The organism is Calidifontibacter terrae (assembly GCF_054778835.1).
On the sequence record NZ_BAAGZF010000014.1, the window covers coordinates 1 to 16,643 of the forward strand.

17 protein-coding genes are annotated in these 16,643 nt (G+C 66.6%); 1 reads left to right on the forward strand and 16 read right to left on the reverse strand.

What is annotated here, in order from left to right; genetic code table 11:
• On the forward strand, window positions 1-310 hold a 310-nt coding region (locus ACYU98_RS14430; RefSeq protein WP_460468924.1), incomplete at its 5' end, for a hypothetical protein.
• A gap of 228 nt (window positions 311-538) precedes the next feature.
• Here the strand turns inward: ACYU98_RS14430 and tyrS are convergent.
• The 16 genes from tyrS to infC all read right to left on the reverse strand — a co-directional run bounded on the left by tyrS (window position 539) and on the right by infC (window position 16,472).
• Entirely contained in the window at window positions 539-1,795 is a 1,257-nt protein-coding gene (gene tyrS / locus ACYU98_RS14435) for a tyrosine--tRNA ligase (RefSeq protein WP_460468925.1), read from the reverse strand.
• Between the two features lie 58 nt (window positions 1,796-1,853).
• The gene (locus ACYU98_RS14440) at window positions 1,854-2,456 is read right to left on the reverse strand and encodes a DNA-3-methyladenine glycosylase (RefSeq protein ID WP_460469004.1); all 603 of its coding nucleotides are present in this window, start codon (window positions 2,454-2,456) and stop codon (window positions 1,854-1,856) included.
• 2 nt (window positions 2,457-2,458) lie between these two features.
• The gene (locus ACYU98_RS14445; protein WP_460468926.1) at window positions 2,459-3,004 is read right to left on the reverse strand and encodes an AAA family ATPase; all 546 of its coding nucleotides are present in this window, start codon (window positions 3,002-3,004) and stop codon (window positions 2,459-2,461) included.
• A gap of 3 nt (window positions 3,005-3,007) precedes the next feature.
• Entirely contained in the window at window positions 3,008-4,456 is a 1,449-nt protein-coding gene (gene argH, locus ACYU98_RS14450; protein ID WP_460468927.1) for an argininosuccinate lyase, read from the reverse strand.
• On the reverse strand, window positions 4,456-4,953 hold the full coding sequence (argR, locus tag ACYU98_RS14455; protein WP_460468928.1) for an arginine repressor: 498 nt from the start codon (window positions 4,951-4,953) through the stop codon (window positions 4,456-4,458). Before argR ends, argH begins: the two co-directional genes overlap by 1 nt.
• Window positions 4,950-5,891, reverse strand: coding sequence for an ornithine carbamoyltransferase (gene argF, locus ACYU98_RS14460; protein ID WP_460468929.1), 942 nt, complete (start codon window positions 5,889-5,891; stop codon window positions 4,950-4,952). Before argF ends, argR begins: the two co-directional genes overlap by 4 nt.
• Window positions 5,888-7,060, reverse strand: coding sequence for an acetylornithine transaminase (locus ACYU98_RS14465; RefSeq protein ID WP_460468930.1), 1,173 nt, complete (start codon window positions 7,058-7,060; stop codon window positions 5,888-5,890). Before ACYU98_RS14465 ends, argF begins: the two co-directional genes overlap by 4 nt.
• Entirely contained in the window at window positions 7,057-7,965 is a 909-nt protein-coding gene (gene argB, locus ACYU98_RS14470; protein ID WP_460468931.1) for an acetylglutamate kinase, read from the reverse strand. The genes ACYU98_RS14465 and argB overlap by 4 nt, the downstream gene beginning before the upstream one ends.
• Before the next feature lie 9 nt (window positions 7,966-7,974).
• On the reverse strand, window positions 7,975-9,126 hold the full coding sequence (gene argJ / locus ACYU98_RS14475; RefSeq protein ID WP_460468932.1) for a bifunctional glutamate N-acetyltransferase/amino-acid acetyltransferase ArgJ: 1,152 nt from the start codon (window positions 9,124-9,126) through the stop codon (window positions 7,975-7,977).
• A gap of 61 nt (window positions 9,127-9,187) precedes the next feature.
• Window positions 9,188-10,210 (reverse strand): N-acetyl-gamma-glutamyl-phosphate reductase, encoded by a 1,023-nt coding sequence (argC, locus tag ACYU98_RS14480; protein WP_460468933.1) that lies wholly within the window; start codon window positions 10,208-10,210, stop codon window positions 9,188-9,190.
• Between the two features lie 210 nt (window positions 10,211-10,420).
• Window positions 10,421-12,937 (reverse strand): phenylalanine--tRNA ligase subunit beta, encoded by a 2,517-nt coding sequence (gene pheT / locus ACYU98_RS14485; protein WP_460468934.1) that lies wholly within the window; start codon window positions 12,935-12,937, stop codon window positions 10,421-10,423.
• Window positions 12,937-14,031: a phenylalanine--tRNA ligase subunit alpha gene (gene pheS / locus ACYU98_RS14490; protein WP_460468935.1), complete on the reverse strand. Its 1,095-nt coding sequence runs from the start codon at window positions 14,029-14,031 to the stop codon at window positions 12,937-12,939. Before pheS ends, pheT begins: the two co-directional genes overlap by 1 nt.
• An 83-nt stretch (window positions 14,032-14,114) precedes the next feature.
• Complete coding sequence (locus tag ACYU98_RS14495; protein WP_460468936.1) at window positions 14,115-14,906, reverse strand: TrmH family RNA methyltransferase; 792 nt, start codon at window positions 14,904-14,906, stop codon at window positions 14,115-14,117.
• Window positions 14,907-14,929: 23 nt separating this feature from the next.
• Complete coding sequence (rplT, locus tag ACYU98_RS14500; protein ID WP_460468937.1) at window positions 14,930-15,316, reverse strand: 50S ribosomal protein L20; 387 nt, start codon at window positions 15,314-15,316, stop codon at window positions 14,930-14,932.
• A 58-nt stretch (window positions 15,317-15,374) separates the two neighbouring features.
• Entirely contained in the window at window positions 15,375-15,581 is a 207-nt protein-coding gene (locus tag ACYU98_RS14505; protein ID WP_460468938.1) for a large ribosomal subunit protein bL35, read from the reverse strand.
• Window positions 15,582-15,668: 87 nt separating this feature from the next.
• Window positions 15,669-16,472: a translation initiation factor IF-3 gene (gene infC / locus ACYU98_RS14510; protein ID WP_460468939.1), complete on the reverse strand. Its 804-nt coding sequence runs from the start codon at window positions 16,470-16,472 to the stop codon at window positions 15,669-15,671.
• Window positions 16,473-16,643 lie beyond the last annotated feature (171 nt).

The window sequence follows — 16,643 nt, forward strand, 5'->3', positions numbered from 1 at the left end:
ACAAGAGCAAAACAAACCAAAAGGTCTGCTCACTACAATGTACAATCTCAACCAAACAAACAATTGGCATCAATCATTCGACACGCTGTTGAGTTCTCAAGAAACAACTGCTCACCTTGGTGATGAATCGCTTTCGCTTTTCACCCGTTCGGGGCAACTCGTTAACCTTAGCATTCGTTTTCTTTCCGTTCAAACCGGGCTTTTCGGCCGATTCGAAGAAATTCATTCGAATGTTTGTCGCCTTTCAAGTGAGCTGCCTTTCGGCTTCTCACCCGCTTGGGGCAACCTGTCAAACTTATCATCTGCTTGATTCTCGTTCAAATCGGCGTTTCGACCGATCTGGCTGAGTCTCAGCGGAGGATTCGTTTCCCGGGCCGGCCAGGCCTCTCGGCTTGTCCGTTCCCCTCGGGGCGACTCGGAGAACATTACGCGGCGCTTCGACGGATGCCAAATCGGGCCCCCGAGAGCCTCCTGTGGAGGGTTCCCGAGACCCCGACTCGTCAGTCATGGCACGGAACAATGCCTCTTCGACGCGCTGTCAGACGCGCCGCGCAGCCGCCTGGTGCTTGCGCCCACGCTTGATGATCGCGACGGAGCCGTGCAGAAAGGTGCTGTCGTCGAGCGCCAGTTCCTCGGAGGCGACCTTGACGTTGTTCACCGAGACTCCCCCGTCGTTGATCAGCCGTCGGGCCGAGTTGCGACTGTCCGCCACCCCCACTGAGATCAGCGCATCCACGATGTTCGTCCCCACGGCCACATCACCACCGGGCAGCTCGGCAGTGGCGTCGCGCAGGGTGTCGGCGTCAAGGCCAACCAGGTCACCCTTGCCGAACAAGGCTTCCGAGGCTGCCTGCACCTTTTGAGTCGCGTCGGCGCCATGGACCAGCGTGGTGGTCACGGCGGCGAGCTCCTTCTGGGCGGCCCGTCGGAATGGTTCTTCGGCCACCTGTCGCTCAAACTCCGAAATCTGCTCCGCGTCGTGATCCCCGAACACCTTCAGCAACTTGACCACCTCGGAGTCTTCGACATTGAGGAAGTACTGGAAGAACGCGTACGGCGACGTCATCGCCGGATCGAGCCAGATCGCGTTGCCCTCGGACTTGCCGTACTTGCGACCCGTGCTGTCGGTGAGCAGCGGGGTCGTCAACACGTGAGCGCGCGCCCCCTCGGCCTGCCTAATCAGGTCGACTCCGGCGAGGATGTTCCCCCACTGGTCGACCGCACCCGTCTGGAGCGTGCAGCCGTAGGTCCGAAAGAGGTGCAGGAAGTCCAGGCCCTGCAGAATTTGGTAGCTGAACTCGGTGTAGCTGATCCCAGCATCGGAGTTCAGCCGCGCCGAGACCGCGTCCTTTTTGATCATCGCGTTGACCCGGAAGTACTTCCCGTAGTCGCGCAGGAAATCCAGCGCGCTGATGCTCTCGGTCCAGTCCAGGTTGTTCACCATGGTCGCGGCGTTGTCGCCATCGAAGTCGAGGAACGCCTCCGCCTGGTGTCGGATCGAAGCGACCGCCTCGGCGACCTGCTCCTTGCTGCGCAAGACCCGCTCACTGTCCGGTTTCGGGTCACCGATCAGCCCGGTCGACCCCCCGACGAGGCACAAGACTCGATGGCCGGCGCGCTGCAGCCTGCGGGCGACCACCAGTTGGACCAGGTTTCCGAAGTGCAGCGACGGCGCGGTGGGGTCGAAACCCACATACATCGTGATGGTCCCGCCGAGCGCCTCCCGCAGCGTGGCCTCATCGGTGGTCTGCGCCACCAAGCCACGCCACTGCAACTCGTCCAGGATCTCGCTCACGGTGTTCCGCACTCTCATGTCTGATGACGGCGACGGTTGTCGCCGGGTCAAGCCTGCCCTACGCCCCGGATCCACTGCGACGCGGTTTCGCGGGGCGATAGGCCGACACGGTCGGATCGTCATGCACCCAAAACCGCCACGGGTAGTCCACTCCCCCGCCTGCACCGGAAACACCAACCCGCGGACCGCTCCGAATCCGTTGCGGCGCAACAGGATCGTAGAGCTCGAGGCGTACGGGGGACGCGGGATCGTGCAGGTCGACGCCGTAGTCGTCCAGGGTCAGCCCGAGTGCGCTGGTGAGCCGCGCGGGACCGCGCGCCAGATCGCGAGCGGGTCCCTTCGGCCGCCGCTGCTGTGCGAGCTCGAGGCCGTCCACCACCTCGCCGGCGCGCAACAACACTGCCGCGGCGGTTCCGTCGACGCCACAGACGTAGTTCGCGCAGACGTGCATGCCGTAACTGAGATAGGTGTAGAGCCGCCCGGCCGGTCCGAACATCACCTCCGTCCGTGGCGTCGGCCCACGGAAGGCATGCGACCCCGGGTCGTCGACGCCCTCGTACGCCTCGACCTCGGTCAAGCGCACCGTCACCCCACGCCCGTGCAACAGGGAACCAAGCAGCCGTGGCGCCACGTCGAGCGCTGAATCGGTGAGGGCGGCCATCTTCACGCCTGATCCGCGAACGCCACGATGCGGTCAGCCGACTCTGCAGGCGTCAGGTCGGTGGTGTCGAGCTGCAGCGCGTCGGCGGGTGCAGGCAGTCCGGGCCGTTTCAGCAGCTCGCGCAACACCGCCGGGTCGCGCAACTTGGCTCGCGCCCCGCGATCGGCCGAGGTCACCCGTCGCAACAGCTCCCGCTCGTCGCAGGTGAGCCAGATCGGCAGGAACTGCGCGCCACGCACGCGGGCGAGGTTGGCCAAGGTCTGCACGAGCTGCGCGTTCGAAGGCTCATCGGGCAGCCAGTTGGTGAAGATGTGCGAAACATGCGCCGGCGCCGCCTGGGCCGCTTCGAGCACCACCTCGTGAACGCGCTTGCGCAGCGCATCGGTGACCGAGATGTCGGTAGTGCGATCGACCCCCATCGGCACGAACACCGGGTCGTTGATCAAATGGTTGTCGATCAACGCGGCCCCGGTTCGCTCGCGCAGCAGGCTCCCGATCGTCAGTTTCCCGACGGCCGGCGGACCCACCAGGTAGTAGAGGACCGGCATCAATCAGACCTCGACGGCGCGCTGCTGAGTCCAGAGTCGAGCCTGAGCCGCAACGATCTTCGCGGCTTCGCGCTGTTCGGCGACGCGCACCGGGGCGGTGCCTCCTTGAGCGTCGCGGGAGCTCAGCGATCCCTCGACGCTCAGCACCTCCCGTACGGCGGGAGTGAGGGCCGGGTTGATCGCCGCGAGTTCCTCGTCGGTGAGGTCCCACAGCTCTTTATCCTGCTTCTCGCAGACCCGCACGCATTCACCGGCAACCTCGTGGGCGATCCGGAACGGGGTGCCCTGGCGCACCAGCCACTCGGCGATATCGGTGGCCAGCGCAAAACCCTGCGGCGCCAGCGACTCGAGCCGATCGGTGTTGAAGACGAGGGTGTGGACCATGCCGGAGAACGCCGGAAGGAGCACTTCGAGGGTGTCGACGGCGTCGAACACCGGCTCCTTGTCTTCCTGCAGGTCGCGGTTGTAGGCCAACGGCAACGCCTTGAGCGTGGTGAGCAGCCCGGCGAGGTCGCCGACGAGCCGGCCGGCCTTCCCGCGCGCGAGCTCGGCAACATCCGGGTTCTTCTTCTGCGGCATGATGCTCGACCCGGTCGAGTAGGCGTCGTCGAGCGTGACGAACGAGAACTCCTTGGTCGCCCAGAGAACGACCTCTTCGGCGATCCGGGAGATATCGACCGCGGACATCGCCGAAATGAACGAGAACTCCGCGACGAAGTCCCGGCCGGCTGTTCCGTCGATCGAGTTCATCGTCGACCGGCTGAACCCGAGGTCTCGGGCCACCGCGTTCGGGTCGAGACCGAGGCTTGAGCCGGCGAGGGCGCCCGAACCGTACGGGGATTCGTCGGCGCGCTTGTCCCAGTCGGCCAGACGCTGCACGTCGCGCAACAGCGCCCAGGCGTGAGCCAGCAGGTGGTGCGAGAGCAACACCGGCTGCGCGTGTTGCAGGTGGGTGCGACCCGGCATCGCGACGCCGTGGTGCTGTTCAGCCTGACCGATCAACGCCTCGACGACATCCAGCAGCAGGCCGCCCACGACCCGCGCGTGGTCGCGCAGGTACATCCGGAACAGGGTCGCCACTTGGTCGTTGCGGCTGCGACCAGCTCGCAACCGACCACCGATATCGGCGCCGGCCCGCTCGATCAAGCCGCGTTCCAGCGCGGTGTGGACGTCCTCGTCCTCCAGAGCCGGAGTGAACGCGCCGGACCGTACGTCGGTCAGCAGTCGATCCAGCGCCTCGATCATCGCGTCGCACTGGGCTTGGTCGAGCAGCCCCGCGGAGTGCAAGACCCGGGCGTGGGCCTTGGAGCCCGCAATGTCGTACGCCGCCAGGCGCCAGTCGAAGTGCGTCGACTTCGACAGCGCGGCCAGCGCATCTGCCGGTCCGCCGGCGAACCGACCGCCCCAGAGGCTGAGGCGTTCGTCGGTGCTGTTCGGAGTGTTCTCGCTCATCAGTTCCCTTGTGCCAATTCGAGGAAGTAGGCCGCGACCGATTCTGCCGTCCCGGTGCCGGACGCGATCACCAGGATGGTGTCATCGCCAGCGATGGTGCCCAGCACATCCGGCGGCTGGGCGTGATCGATCGCGGAGGCGAGCAGGTTTGCGCCGCCCGGAGGGGTCTTGAGAACGACCAGATTCTCCGAGAACTGCGACGAGACAAGGAAATCCGCGCAAATCCGGCGCAACCTGCCGCTGGGTTCTGCCAGCGAGAGCGGAGCGTTTCCGTCGCCACCCTCGGCGGCGATTGCATAGACCAAACCGCCGTCGCGCCGCAGCTTCACCGCGCCGAGTTCCTCCAGGTCACGCGACAGCGTCGCCTGAGTGACCGAGAAGCCGTGCGTCGCCAGCCGCTCGGCCAGATCGGGCTGGGAGCGTACGTCCTCGCTGCCGATGATCTGGGTGATCGCGCGATGCCGGGCGGCCCGGTTGCCGGTGTTGCCGGCGCTCACAAGACACCACTGTGGTTCAGCAGGAAGGCCATCAGTGCCTTCTGCGCGTGCAGCCGGTTCTCGGCTTCATCCCAGACCACCGACCGCGGCCCATCGATGACGTCGGCGCTGATCTCGTAGCCTCGGTAGGCCGGCAGGCAGTGCATCACGATCGAGTCGGGCGCGGCGTGGGAGAGCAGATCGCCGTCGAGTGCGTATTTGGCGAACGGGCTTGCCTCACCCTTGCGGCTGTCGCTCTCGTTCTCCTGCCCCATCGACACCCAGGTGTCCGTGATCACCGCGTCGGCGCCAGTGACCGCCGCAATCGGGTCATCGGTGACCGACACCGAACCGCCTGTCTCAGCAGCGATCTCGCTCGCGCGGGTCAGGATCTCGGGGTCGGGTTGGTGACTGCTCGGGGTGCCGATCCGAACGTTCATCCCGGCCAGCGCGCCACCGAGCAGGTAGGAGTGGGCCATGTTGTTCGCGCCGTCGCCGACGTAGGTCATCGTCAGGCCCGCGAGAGCGCCCTTGTGTTCGGTGATCGTCAGCAGGTCGGCCAGAATCTGGCAGGGGTGGAACTGGTCGGTGAGAGCGTTGACCACCGGAACCGTTGCCTGCGAAGCCATTTCGTCGATCCGCGACTGATCGTGGGTGCGCCACACGATGGCGGAGACCTGTCGGGTGATGACCCGGGTGACGTCGGCGATCGACTCGCGGGTGCCAATCTGAGCAAGGTTGCCGTCGACCACCGTGGCGATACCGCCCAACTCCGCGACACCGACCGAGAACGACAACTGGGTGCGCAGCGTCGGCTTGTCGAAGATCAACGCAACGGCTTGCGGACCGGCCAGCGGCTGCTCGGCATGCCGACTCGTCTTGAGCCGAGCAGCCAGTTCCAACACCTCGGCCTGCTCGGCCGGCGTGAGGTCGTCGTCGCGCAGGAAGTGACGGATCATGAACGGGACTCCTGAATCAGCGTGGGAAGAACGTCGAGGAACCTCTGCAGGTCGTCGCGAGTGAGGATCAACGGCGGCGCGATGCGCAACGCATCGGGCGCCACCGCGTTGACGATGAACCCCGCCGCACGGGCATGTTCGACGACAGTTGTGGCAATCGGCTCCTCGAGCACGAACGCCTGCAGCAGGCCACGCCCACGGATCTGTCGTACGCCCTCGATCTCCTGTGTCTGCAGCCAGTCGCCCAGTTCCTGAGCGCTGGCCAGCAGGTGGTCGCGTTCGAGGGTGTCGATCACGGCGAGGCCGGCGGCGCAAGCCAGCGGGTTGCCGCCGAAGGTGGAGCCGTGCTGGCCCGGTTCGAGCAGCGTCGAGGCCCGCTCGCCGAACGTGATCAGGGCCCCGATCGGCACCCCGCCGCCCAGGCCCTTTGCGACGGTGATCGCGTCCGGCACGATCCCGCTGCGCTGGAAACCGAACCAGTCGCCGGTACGCCCAACGCCGGTCTGGATCTCATCGACCACCAGTAGCGCGCCGGCCGCGGTCGTGATCTCGCGCGCAGCGCGCAGGTAGTCGTCGTCAGCGACGATGACGCCGCCTTCGCCTTGTATCGGTTCCAAAAATACAGCCGATGTGTCCGCGCCGACCGCGGCGCGCAAGGCGTCAACGTCGCCGTACGGAACATGGCTCACGCCCGGCAACAACGGCTCGAAGGGTTCGCGGTAGGCGGCCTTGTAGGTCAACGCAAGTGCGCCGGTCGAGCGGCCGTGAAAGGCCGACTCGGCAGCAACGATGCCGGTGCGGTCCGTGCGGCGGGAGAGCTTGATCGCGGCCTCGATCGCCTCGGTGCCGGAGTTGGCGAAGAAGACTCGCGATCCGGCCGGCGCACCGCTGATCCGCACCAACGTCTGCGCGAGCTCGATCTGAGCGCGAGTGGTGAAGAAGTTCGACACGTGGACGCACTCCGCGGCCTGCTTTGAGACCGCGGTGACCAGCGCGTGGTGGTTGTGGCCGAGGGCGTTGACCGCAATGCCGCCCAGCAGGTCGAGGTAGCGCTTCCCGTCGGTGTCCCAGACGTAGGCGCCGTCGCCGTGGTCGATGACCAACGAGGGGCGGCCGAACACGCCCAGAAGGTTGTCGACGTACGCCTGCAGTTCGTAGTCCTGATTCATACCGATTCCTCCGGAACGATCATCGTGCCGATGCCGGCGTTGGTGAACACCTCGAGCAGCAGCGAATGGGGGCGACGGCCGTCGATCACGTGGGCCTGAGGTACCCCGCCCTCGATCGCGCGTACGCATGCCTCGAGTTTCGGGACCATCCCGGCGTCAACGGTTTGCAGGAGTTCGCGGGCCTGGCTGACCGGCAAGCTGGAGAGCAGGCTGTTGCGATCAGGCCAGTTTTCGTAGACGCCTTCGACGTCGGTGAGGACCACCAGTTTGCGCGCGCCGAGCGCGGTGGCCACGGCCGCGGCGGCGGTGTCAGCGTTGACATTGAGCACCTGTCCGTCGTGGTCGAGATCAGGCGCGACCGACGAGATCACCGGGATACGGCCCGCGTCGAGCAAATCTTGTACGGCGGCCGGGTTCACCGTTTCGACGTCGCCGACCAGGCCGATGTCGACCGTTTCGCCGTCGACGACGGCGCCGCGCCGCCGGGCACCGAACAGGTGGGCGTCCTCGCCGGACATCCCGACCGCGAGCGAGCCGTGACTGTTGATCAGCCCCACCAACTCGCGGGAAACCTGGCCGGTGAGCACCATGCGTACGACGTCCATTGTCTCTGGGGTCGTGACCCGCAAGCCGCCCTTGAACTCACTGCTCAGGTTGAGCCGATCGAGCATCGCCTGGATCTGCGGGCCGCCGCCGTGGACCACGACCGGGCGCAGTCCGGCGTATTTCAGGAAGGCGACATCCTCGGCGAACGCTGACTTCAGCGCGTCGTCGGTCATCGCGTTGCCGCCGTATTTGATCACCACCAGGGCGCCGCGGAACTCCTGCAGCCACGGCAATGCCTCGACCAGCGTCGTGGCTTTATCGGCCGCGGCGGCCAGAGAGGTGGTGTCGCGCAGACTCATTCGTGGTCCTCAGGTGCTGTAAGCGGAGTTTTCGTGGACGTAGTCGTGGGTGAGGTCGTTGGTCCAGACCGTCACCTCGTCGCTCCCGGCGTGCAGGTCGACGGTTATCGTCACCTCGCGGGCAGTGAGGTCGATCAGGGATCGGTCCTCCCCCACCCCACCGGACCGACACACCTGTACGCCATTGATCGACACATCAAGCTGGTGCGGTTCGAACGCGGCGCGGGTCGTTCCGACCGCGGCGAGCACCCGCCCCCAGTTCGGGTCGTTGCCGAAAACCGCACACTTGAACAGGTTGTTTCGCGCAATCGAGCGGGCCACCTCGAGGGCGTCGTCCTCTGTTGCGGCATTCGTGACCTGGATCGCGATGTCGTGGGCAGCGCCTTCGGCGTCGCCGATCAGCTGTCGGGCCAGGTCCAAACAGACCTGCCTGACCGCAGCGGTGAGTTCGTCGCGCGTCGGGCGCGCGCCGGAGGCTCCGGACGCCATCAGTAGCACCGTGTCGTTGGTCGACTGGCAGCCATCGGAGTCGATCCGGTCGAAACTGACGTGGGTCGCCGCCCGCAGGATCTCGTCGAGTTCGCCCGCGTCGACGACCGCGTCGGTGGTGATGACGACCAACATGGTTGCCAGGGCCGGCGCCAACATCCCAGCGCCCTTGGCCATCCCGCCGACGCTCCAGCCCTCGCCCGTCGCCACTGCCTGCTTCGAGACGGTGTCGGTGGTCATGATCGCCGTCGCTGCCGCGGATCCGCCCTCCCGCGCCAACTGTGTCGCCGCTTGAGGAACAGCCGCTTCGAACTTGTCCATCGGCAGCAGTTCGCCAATCAGTCCGGTGGAACAGACCACGACATCACCGGCCGAGACACCGAGGGCATCCGCGACCAACTCGGCGGTGTGGTGAGTGTCGAGAAAACCCTGGGCGCCGGTACACGCGTTCGCGCCGCCGGAGTTCAGGATCACGGCGTCGACCCGGCCGTCGTTCACGACCTGGCGGCTCCAGGTGACCGGAGCAGCCTCGACCCGGTTGCTGGTGAACACCGCCGCCGCGTGATGATCGGGGCCGTCGTTGACGACCAGCGCCAGGTCGGGCGAACCGCTCACCTTGAGGCCGGCAGTCATGCCAGCCGCGCGGAAACCTTGAGCTGCAGTGACGCTCATTCGGGCACCCCAGCGCAGTCTCGGAGCGAGGAATGAGCGGAGAACTTCGGGGGCTGGATCCTCACGGCGCCACTCCTGTCATCGGGAGACCCAGGGTCTCAGGGAGGCCCAGAGCGAGATTCATGCATTGCACGGCCGCACCGCCGGTGCCCTTGGTCAGGTTGTCGATCGCCGAGACAACGACCAGCCGCCCAACGCGCTCGTCGACGGCGATCTGGATCTGCACGTTGTTCGAGCCGAGCACGGCGCCGGTGTTCGGCCACTGACCCTCGGGCAACAGATGCACGAACGGCTCTGCCGCGTAAGCAGATTCGTACGCCGACCGCACCTTGTTCGCTGCGCCGGTCAGCCGTGCGGTGCAGGTGGCGAGGATGCCACGCGGCATCGGGGCGAGCGTCGGTGTGAACGAGACCGTCACGGGGGCGCCCGCTGCGGCCGACAGGTTCTGTTCGATCTCGGGGGTGTGCCGGTGGCCGCCACCGACGCCGTACGGCGACATCGAGCCCATCACCTCGGAGCCGAGCAGATGCGGCTTGAGTGACTTCCCAGCGCCAGATGTGCCCGAGGCCGCGACGATCACAATGTCATCGAGCGCGATGAGGCCCGCAGCGGCAGCCGGTGCGAGGGCCAACGAGGTGGCCGTCGGGTAGCAACCGGGAACGGCGATCCGATGCGCGCCACGGAGTGCCTCGCGGTGGTCGGGCAACTCGGGCATGCCATAAGGCCATGACCCGGCGTACGGGGTGGTGTAAAAGGTGGTCCACGCCTGCTTGTCCCTCAGCCGGAAGTCGGCGCCGCAGTCAATGACCACGGTGTCCGGACTCACCTCCCTCGCCACCGCGGCGCTTGCACCATGGGGTAGCGCCAGGAAGACGACGTCGTGACCCGACAGCGTCTCGGCCGAGGTCTCGACGAATGTCCGATCGGCGTAGGGCGTCAGATGCGGGTGGATTGAGGTGACTGGCTGGCCTGCGTTACTTCCGGCGGCCAAGGCGCCGATCTCGACCTGCGGGTGGCTGGTCAGCAATCGCAGGATCTCGCCGCCGGCGTAGCCGCTGGCTCCAGCGATGGCAATGCGCTTCATGTGATGATCATACACATTGATGAATGATCATCCACACGGTCTCCCGTGCCCGCCGCATGAGATACCTGGTCCGGTCCGTGGTGACGCGAAAATTCGCACTCCCTCGAACCGGACCAGTTATCTCAATGTGTTTCAGGCCCCGCGCAGCACCGCCTGTTTCAGGCCCCGCGCAGCACCGCCTGTTTCAGGCCCCGCGCAGCACCGCCTGTTTCAGGCCCCGCGCAGCACCGCGCCGTGAGCCTTCTGCGCCGCCTGCACCGTCGCATCCCGTACAGCGTTGACCTCTTCGGTCGTCAGCGTGCGGTCGCCGCGGAAGGTCATCCGGTAGGCCAGCGACTTCTTGCCGTCGCCCACCTGGTCACCCTCGTAGCTGTCGAACAGCACAATCGACTCCAGCAGTTCACCCGCTGCGCCACGCAGCGTGGTCAACACCTCACCGGCGCGAACCGCACTGTCGACCGTGAGCGCGATGTCGCTGTTGACCAACGGGAAGTTGGACAGCCCCTTCGCCTGCGGTGTCGTCGCCGCCGCGATCAGCGCGTCGAGATCCAGTTCGCCACCGACCGGCCGGCCCGACAACTGCAGCGCCGACACGACCTTCGGGTGCAGCTCACCGGCGACACCGATCACGGCACCGTTGACGGACAACTGCGCGCAGCGGCCGGGGTGGAACGGCGCCTGCGCACCGGTTGACACCTCGACCTCGACGCCGAGCGCTTCACCGAGTTCACGAGCCACGGCGATCGCGTCGGCCCAGTCTGCGACGCGGCCGGCGCCCCACCAACCGGCTCGATCGAACTCGCCGGTCATCGCCCAGGCCACCAGGCGCGGCTGAGCTGGAACGGCAGCCTCGATTTCGGCCACCGCCTCCGCGCCGGGATAACTGCCGACCTCGTACGTCGGGGCCACTCCGGCGGGACCGCCGATCACCAGGCCGTGTTCGAAGAGGGCGAGGTCCTTGGCACCGCGAGAAACGTTGCGGTGCAACGCGTCCAGCACACTCGGCAACACCGAGGTGCGCAGCAGCGGCTGCTCGTCGGACAGTGGGTTCGCCACTCGCAGCGTCCCGCGCCGCGGGTCGTCAGCTGCATAGCCGAGTTGGTCGAACAGCTTCTCGCTGATGAACGGCGCGCTCCAAACCTCCGAGAACCCCTGCGCGGCAAGGATGTTCGCCACCAACCGGCGGGTGGTCTGGGCGGCGGTCAGGCCACGACCACCGGGAGCCGCCGGGAGGATCGACGGGATCGACTCATAGCCCTCGATCCGGGCCACTTCCTCGATGAGGTCGGGGCCGGTGGTGAGGTCGGGACGCCAGGACGGCGCGGTGACCTTCCATGGCGAGACCGAGGTGTCGAGCCTGCAGCCGATCTGGGTGAGCACCGCTTCGACCTGGGCGGCCGAATAATCGACGCCGACCAGCCGGCCCGGGGCCGCCGGGTCGAGGTCGATAACCGTCGCCGGCAACGGCGTGTGGACGTCGGTGACTCCGTCATCGACGGTCCCACCCCCGAACTCCACCAGCAGGTCAACCGCCAGCTGGGCGGCAGCCGGAGCGAGCTCGGGGTCGACCCCGCGCTCGAAGCGCTTGGACGCCTCGGTGGTCAGCTTGTGACGACGAGCCGAGCGGGCGACCGTCACTGTGTCGAACCGGGCGGCCTCGATCAACACTGCTGAGGTGGTGGAGGTGACCTCGCCGTCCTCCCCGCCCATCACCCCGGCGATTGCCAGCGGCTTATCGCCGGCATCGGTGATCAGCAGGTCCTCCGGCAACAGCTTCCGCTCGACGTCGTCGAGCGTCTTGAGCTTCTCCCCCGCGCGCGCCCGACGAACCACGATCGGCCCGGTGAGGCGGTCGAGGTCGAAGGCGTGCAACGGCTGACCAAGAGCCAGCATCACGTAGTTGGTGACGTCGACCGCGAGCGAGATCGGTCGCATGCCAGCCTCGGTAAGTCGGGTGGCCAGCCACGCCGGCGTCGGCGCGTTCGGGTCGATGCCTCGTACGACGCGGGCGACGTAGCGCGAGCAACCGGTCACGCCGCGCAGCGGCTCCTCATCGCGGATCTCCACCGCGAAGCCACCGTCGTTCGCGGCAGGAGCCTTCTGCCCCAACGCGATTGCCGGATCGGTGAACTCGGCGCCCGTCGCGTGGGCGTATTCACGCGCAACCCCGCGCAGGCAGAAGCAGTAGCCGCGGTCGGGCGTGACGTTGACCTCGACGGTCTCCCGGTCCAGGCCGAGCAGCGCGATTGCGTCTTCGCCGGCAGTGAACTCCCGGCCGGGCATCAGGTCGGCCAGCCGGATGATGCCATGGGAGCCATCGTCGGGCAGACCGAGTTCGTCGGCCGCGCAGATCATGCCGGCCGAGGTGTGGCCGTAGGTTTTGCGCGCGGAGATCGCGAAACCGCCGGGCAAGGTGGCGCCCGGGAGCACCACGACGACCCAGTCGTCGACGCCGAAGTTGTGCGCGCCGCAGACAATGCCCTGCGGCTCGCCGCTGCCATTCGCGTCGCCGACGTCAACCTGACACCAGTTGATCGTCTTGCCGTTCTTCTGCTCCTCCGGCTGCTGGGAGATGACACGACCCACGACCAGTGGACCGGTGATCTCACCGCCGTGGAGGCCTTCCTCTTCCAGACCGACCTTCACCAGGGAGGCCGCGATGTCGACCCCGCGAGCGTCGGTCGGGACGGCAACGTAGTCACGCAGCCAATCGATCGGCACCCGCATCAGATCTCCATTCCGAACTGCGCGTTGAAGCGCACGTCGCCCTCAATCATTTCCCGCATATCGGCCTGGCCGGTGCGGAACATCAACGCGCGGTCGATGCCCATCCCGAACGCGAAGCCGGTGTATTCCTCAGGGTCGATGTTGCAAGCCCGCAACACGTTCTGGTTGACCATGCCGCAGCCGCCCCACTCGATCCAGCCGGTTCCGGAGCAGGCACGGCAGTCCGGGTCCTCGCCGCGACAGACGAAGCAGCGCAGGTCCATCTCGGCGGACGGTTCGGTGAACGGGAAGTAGGACGGGCGCAACCGGGTCACGATCCCCGGTCCGAACAGTTCAGCGGCGAGCCGGTCGAGCGTGCCCTTCAGGTTCGCCATCGTCAGGCCCTTGTCGACGGCCAGACCCTCGACCTGGTGAAAGGCCGGCATGTGGGTGGCATCGAGCTCGTCCGTACGGAAAACACGGCCGAGGCAGGCGATGTAAAGCGGTGCGCCGCGCTCGAGCATCGAGCGGGCCTGGACCGGGGAGGTGTGGGTCCGCAGGACCAAGCCGGCGTCGACCGGGTCGAGATAGAAGGTGTCCTGCATCTGACGCGCGGGGTGGTCGGCATCGAAATTAAGGGCGTCGAAGACGAACCATTCGGCCTCGACCTCGGGGCCTTCGGCGACCTCCCAGCCCATGCCGACCATGACGTCGGCGATGCGCTGGCTCATCAGCTCAATGGGGTGACGCCGACCCAGCGGGTGGCGAGCCGGGACCATCGTGACGTCGACGGCCTCCTCGACCAGGATCCGCTCATCGCGCTCGGTCTCGAGCTGCGCCTGACGGGTCTTGAGGGCCGCGCCGACCTGGCCGCGGGCCTGACCGACGCGTTTGCCGGCCTCGGCCTTCGCGCTCGGTGGCAAGGCACCGATCTCCCGGTTCGCCAGCGCCAACGGCGACTTGTCGCCTTGGTGCGCGGTGCGTACGGATTTGAGGTCGTCGAGGCTTTGGGCTCCCGCGATGGCGGCGAGCGCGGCTTGCACGGCCTGATCGATCTCGGCGGGGTCCAGGGCGCTCACCTCGACCGGGTCGTAATTCGTATTAGGTCCTGACACCCGGCGATCCTATCGAGCCACTCCGGATGTCCGTCATCCACGCCGCGACACGCCACCGAAGTGGCGGACAACCGCGATGGGAGTCAGGGACGCAAGACGCCCGCGCTGGCGTACAGGCAGATCGTCGCGGCCATCGCCAGGTTCAGTGACTCGGCCTGGCCGTAGATCGGCACCCGGACCACCTCGTCGCAGGCATCCCGAATCTCGGGCTCCAGGCCCCAAGCCTCGTTGCCCATCACCCAGGCGTGCGGCCGCGTGAGATCGGTGTCGGGCAGCAGTTGCTCCCCCACGCCATCAGCGGCCAGCAGCAGCAGGCCGGCCTCGCCACAGGCGGTGAAGATTTCCTCAATGCTCGACCCGGTGTGGATCGGCAGATGCCAGAGCGAACCGGCGGTCGAGCGGACGACCTTCGGGTTCTGGATGTCGACGCTGGAGTCGCTGATCAACACGCAGCGGGCGCCGGCCGCATCGGCACCGCGGATCACCGTTCCGGCGTTGCCGGGATCTCGTACGTTCGTCAGGACGACCACGAAACCCTCACCGGCCAGGGCCTCGGGAAGCGGCACGTCGACCGGGCGCACGACCGCAACAACCGGCTGCGGATGCTGCGCTTCGCACATCGCAGCGAGCACCTCTGGGGTGCACTCGCGGGTGGCGACCTGTTGCCCCGTCGCGAGCTCGACCAACTCGGCGCTGCGCGGTCCGCGAACGTAATAGACCGTGTCGACGGTGCGCGGCGCAAAGCGCAGCACCTCGCGTACGGACTGCGGGCCCTCGGCCAAGAACCGACCGGCCCGCTGACGCGACGAACGCCGGTGGAGCGACCGCACCTTCTTCACCCGATCTGAGGTCGGGTGGGAAAGGACGGTGTCCACCGGCGTTCGGCGTTGGTCAGGTGTCAGGCCACGGGCGCTGCGGCCGGGGCCTCAGCGGGAACGTTCGCCTTCGCGATCTCGACGAGCGCGGTGAACGCAGCAGCGTCGTTCACGGCGAGCTCGGCCAGCATGCGACGGTCGACCTCGATCTCGGCGATCTTCAGACCCTGGATGAAACGGTTGTACGTCATGCCGTTCGCGCGGGCCGCAGCGTTGATGCGCTGGATCCACAGGCGACGGAAGTCGCCCTTCTTCGCGCGCCGGTCACGGTACGCATAACCCATGCTGTGGGTGACCTGCTCCTTCGCCTTGCGGTAAAGGCGCGAGCGCTGGCCGCGGTAACCGCTGGCCTGCTCGAGAACTGTACGACGCTTCTTCTGGGCGTTTACTGCCCGCTTCACGCGTGCCACGTGAATCTCCTTCGGTGTGGTGCTGCCCCATCAGGGGCGGATGCAAAGTGGGCTGGGATTACTTGCCGAGAAGGCGCTTGACGCGCTTCTGGTCGGCCGGGGCGACGATGACCAGACCGGCCTGGCGACGACGCTCCTTGCGGCCACGGGGCGACGACGCGAACGCGGCACCGGCCTTGCGGCGAGCCTGCAGACGCGCAGCCTTACCGGAACCGGTCATCTTGATGCGCTTCTTGGTCCCGCTGTGGGTCTTCATCTTCGGCATGGGCCGATCTCCTTCATCTGCTGTGTTCCGGCTGCGATCGCCGGTTCTGTCCGTCGCGGGTCAAGACCCGCGAATGTGCGTTCCGCTCTATTCAGCGGTGGTTTCTGCGGCCTGCACCGGTTCGGTCGATTCGATCGACTCAGTCGATTCGATCGGCTCGGCCGGTTCGCCCTCTGCTGGCAGGACGTCGGTCGGCTCGATGACCGTTGCCGAATCCGCGGCTTCCTGCTCACGGCGACGACGCCCTTCGGCGCGTGCCTCGGCCTTCTTACGGGTCGGGCCGAGCACCATGATCATGTTGCGACCGTCCTGCTTCGGCGAGCTCTCGACGAACGCGAGCTCGGTGGTGTCCTGAGCCACCCGCTGCAGGAGTCGGAACCCCAACTCCGGACGCGACTGCTCACGGCCACGCAGCCAGATCGTCACCTTGACCTTGTCGCCGGCCTTGAGGAACCGGGAGATGTGGCCGAGCTTGGTCTGGTAGTCGTGCGGGTCGATCTTCGGTCGGAGCTTGATCTCCTTGATGACCGTGTTGACCTGGTTCTTGCGCGCTTCACGGGCCTTGAGGGCAGCTTCGTACTTGAACTTGCCGTAGTCCATGAGCTTGGCGACCGGCGGCTTGGCCTGCGGTGCGACCTCGACGAGATCGAGATCTGCTTCAGCGGCCAGTCGCAGCGCGTCTTCGACACGCACGATTCCGACCTGCTCACCGTTAGGACCGACCAACCGCACTTCCGGAACCCGGATACGGTCGTTGATACGAGGCTCGACGCTGATGTCTGCTCCTTGGGGCTGTTGATGTCGCACCGCCCGGAACGAGAAAAGGCTCCTCGTGACCGGAGTGGTCGAGGAGCCGACGCAGTGATCACGGGCCCTCACGATCTTCCCCATCGGGGATATCGCGAACGAACGCCGAAACGTTCTGCCCGGAACCGGAACCTTGGGGTATGCCTACCGCCAGAGGTGGAAGCGTCAGCTTCTCTTGCACACTTGCATGCGGAACACACAAGTCGGTGATGCCAGGTTAGCAGGACGGCCGCCGTGCCCCAAATCGAGGCAACG